We start from the raw sequence: 3,763 nt of genomic DNA, 5'->3' as shown, positions 1-3,763 counted from the left end.
GCCGCGGTCGGCCAGCGTGACGAGGGACCTATCCTTGTGAAACCCGGTCTCCACACAGTCCTCCCCGGACGGTCCCGCATCGGGCGCCCTCGCCGGGCCCGGCAGGGGCTGTTCGCTCTGATGATGTAGCCCGGCGTCCATCGCGGCTCCCAGGGATGGCCGGGGGGCTCGGCCTGCTGCCACGACAATGCCGGCCGATGCTTAAGGAATCGGAGATCGGCGGCATAGAAGCACCGAGCGGATGGCTCGGCGTGCGGGATCGACCCGATCGCGAAGCTGAATGGATAGGCGCAACTCGCCAGGCGCGGCCTGGACGCGTGCGTCACGGTCTTGTTCGACGACGAGATCATGCGCGGCGGTGTCGATGGGCACCGCCGCGCTCGACCGCCGGCAAACGGCGCACCCCACCCCACTGGCCAGGGTACGGCGCGATCCGTCCCCTGCGGGCATCTGAGTAGGAAGCCATTGAAAGGCGTGACGTGGCCGTCGATCATCAGGGGCAGAGTCGATTCGCGCTCGCACCGTTCCCGGGCTTCCTGCTGTCGGCTTGGGGGCGGCGATCTGGTGATCGATGGACTTCATTCACGGGGTGGACCGATGGCGGGGACCGAGGAAGCGCGTTCTCCTGAGGACCTGGACGCGCTGTTGAGGGCGCTCCGCGCCGAGGGTTTGTACGCCTGTGCTAGCGGAGCGGAGATCGACGCATTCCTCCTGTCCCGCAGCCTTGCGTGCGACCGGATCCTCGCGAGCTTGACGGCGAACTTCATGTTCGACGATGTTCGCTCGTCCGAGCCGGGTCCCCATGCGCTGTTGCGCCTGCATGCGATGGACTCGGAACCCGCGCGGGACGACCTCGACCTACGCGCGCTGAGCGCGTGGATGAGGCATGCCGACGAGGCCTTGTCGGATGGCGATCCCGCGCTGGCCTACATCAAGGCGAAGGCACGCGCTCGGGCAGGCGACCGGCTCGTCCAGGCGTTGTCCGAGCCGGCCCGGGCCCTCTCACTCGCGCCGGCGCTGGACCTGACCGCCGACGAGCACGTCCTCCGCACGAGCTTCGCGGCCCCCGTGCCGATCGACGCAGTGCTGACTGCGCTGGCGGTCGACGGGCTGGCGCTGTTCGCGTTGCGATCCCGGGTCGCTGGATCCCGGGAAGGGTTCGACCGGGCCGTCCGTCGTCTCGGGCGCGTCGCGATCCCGGGCGTTCTCGGCGGCACATTGGCATTGTTCGAGGCGGGAACCGACGCACCTGCCCCCATGGAGTACCTCCAGGCGTTCCAGCCCGCGCTGCTGGGCGGGGACGTGCTGTCCCCGATCCTGGAGCAGATCGATTGGCGCGCGGAGACGACGAACGGCTTCTCCCGCGGGCCCTCGCTCGCCGACTGGCTGGAATGCCTGACTTGCTTTGCGGAATGGCGGCCCGTCGACCTTCGCCGCCTCCTGCAAATGGTCCATGTCCTGCCGCAGGAGCCGGACCGGTTCCTCGCCGCCGTCATGTCCGCCGTGACCGACCTTTGGCCGAGGGAGCGCGGCGTGGCGCTCTTCGGCGCTATGACGCTGCTGCGTCACGCCCGGTTCCTGTCCACGTCGCGGCGAGCCCTCGCCGACGCGCATCGCGAGCGGGACTACGCGTCCGCGGTGGGGCGCCTCGATGGCGGCCCGGTCGCGATCCGGCTGATGGACAGGTGGCGTGACCTGCCGCTGAACCCGCAGGACGAGCGCCATGTGTGGGGCGTCCTGACGAACGAGGTGAAGGACCACTGGCGCTCCCAGACCGTCGAGCTTATCGCCGACTCGAAGACGGCGAGCCATGCCGCGATCGAGTTTGTCCTGTCTTGGTCGAGCCTGGCCGCCTACAGGGACCTCGAGCCGATGATCTTCGGCCTCCACCGGCTGCATGCCGCCCACGGCCTCCTGGAACAGATTCGCGTCGGTCCGGACCGGGCAGCGGCCGCCAGGGCGGGCTACGTCCTGAAGCAGTTGCTCCTGCAGCCGTCCCACGGGGCCAGACGGAGCCCAGGCGCTCCCTGATGGACTCGGCCGGGTCACTACATCCCCATGGAGGGGCGGTCGTCCTCTGACGGCTCGTCCGTTTCCGTGGGCACCGCGACGTGCACCGTCTCGTCATACCCCCACCATCTGCATCTCTCGGCGAGCGCCGAGAAGTTCAGGCTACGGCCGACGGTCCGGTCATACGCGAGGACATGGTGGGTCAGCGGCTTCTTGCGGCCCGCCGACAGGATCTGTGCAACCTCGTCGGGCGTGTCGACCATGATGCCAGGTCCCCCGTCGATCGACGAGGCGAGGGTCATGCCCAGGAAGCTGCCAAAGTCCCACGCCGCCTCCATTTTGGAGCCGCCGACGCAGGTGTTGACGTGTCGCGTCGTAGTGTTGCTCGAGCCGACCGTGTCGTGCCGCACGTCCTCCGCCGACCTGACCGTAGGGAAGAAGACCGGCCTCCGCTGCGATGGGTCGTCGTAATGGCGAGGGTAGAACACGTAGTGGCCCATGCCCGTGGCATGCAGCTCCGCAAGCTGCTGGCCCTCATTACGCCAGACGTCGGCCTGGTTTCTCCTACCCGAGTCCTCCCATTTCGCCTGGAACAGGGCGATCCTGTACTTCGGCCTGCCGTGCAAGAGAAAGCCGGTAACGACGGCGAAATCCGATCCTAGGCGATCACCATTGTCTGACATGGTCGCCGTCAACACGTCGAGAAAGGAGCCCCTCGGCAATGGCGTCGACTGCCATTTCATTGCCTTGACGAAGCTGTTCCTGATGTAGCTCGCGAAGTTGGCGATCAGCGCGGCGCTCACGTCCGGCTCGACCTGACCCTGCGCCAATCCCATCGTGGCGTGCACGGCGGCCTGCGCGGCGGCATACACGATGGACTGAGCCGGGTCCTGCCACGGGACCGGCTGCATCGTCAGATGCTGTGCGAGGACGAATTCCCTACCTTCGTCCGGCGCGTCTTCGGCGCCGTCGACGTCGTGCGCCAGTCCCATCGCCCTGAACCAGGTTTCCCAGTCGAGAAGTGGTCCGTCCCTGTCGCGTACGAGGCGCCGCGCCTCCGCGACCCGACCGACGCCTTCCTCCCCCGGACGCAATCCGTGGCCCGGGTCCGACAGCCGCTTGCAGCTCTCCCTGAGAAACGCCGCCTCTTCCTCGGTCAGAACCTTCGGCAGGCACCCCCACCCTAGCTTCTTCGCGTCATAGGTCGATTCGCTCAGGTCCAGGTAGACGCGCTTGATCTGGTTGGCCGTCGACCAATCGGCGTATCGCCCCCAGTCCCGTTCCGGATCTTCGCACATGCAAGGGCCTTCCGTCGGAGCGCCGAGGCAACCCCGGCTGAGCGCCAGTCAACCAGCTCGCTCCCACTCGGCGCAAGGTTGGTTGCCGCGAATCGAGCACGTCGCTGGCGCTGGCCGTGCCCTGCACCGCCGCTGACCGACCGAGGGGCGATCGTTGCCCATTTTGATGAGGATCATCCTGACGCCGGACCGACAAGTCGCCAGATTCGCCTCAGGCGCCGCCGGCGAAGCTGCGGCGTACCGATCACCTCCGCGGATATGCCGACGCTGTCGGGCGGCCGACATGCATTGGGCGCCGATCCGTCACCTCGGGAGCGGCGCCGGTCCGTCGCGCGGATCGGGGTCGAGATGGTCGCGGAAATCCTCCGCCAGCCAGCGCCTCGACAGGGGCAGGCGTTCCTCGCCGCACGGGCAGCGCGTGCGCAGCAAAAAGGCATCGGTTCTTCGGCGGGACC

General features: G+C 67.9%; 2 protein-coding genes. One reads left to right on the top strand and one right to left on the bottom strand.

The genetic code is table 11. The features are described 5' to 3' along the window. Window positions 1–330 precede the first annotated feature (330 nt). A complete protein-coding gene (locus tag I53_RS17525; RefSeq protein WP_148291190.1) occupies window positions 331–2,031 on the top strand; it encodes a hypothetical protein in 1,701 nt (566 codons plus the stop codon). Between the two features lie 17 nt (window positions 2,032–2,048). Here I53_RS17525 and I53_RS17520 read toward each other — a convergent pair whose 3' ends face one another. Next, on the bottom strand, window positions 2,049–3,308 hold the full coding sequence (locus I53_RS17520) for a hypothetical protein (RefSeq protein WP_043352951.1): 1,260 nt from the start codon (window positions 3,306–3,308) through the stop codon (window positions 2,049–2,051). Between the last annotated feature and the right edge of the window lie 455 nt (window positions 3,309–3,763).

The organism is Methylobacterium sp. B1 (assembly GCF_000333255.1).
In the GTDB taxonomy this organism is placed as follows: domain Bacteria; phylum Pseudomonadota; class Alphaproteobacteria; order Rhizobiales; family Beijerinckiaceae; genus Methylobacterium; species Methylobacterium fujisawaense.
This window is presented reverse-complemented; position numbering and strand designations above follow the sequence as displayed.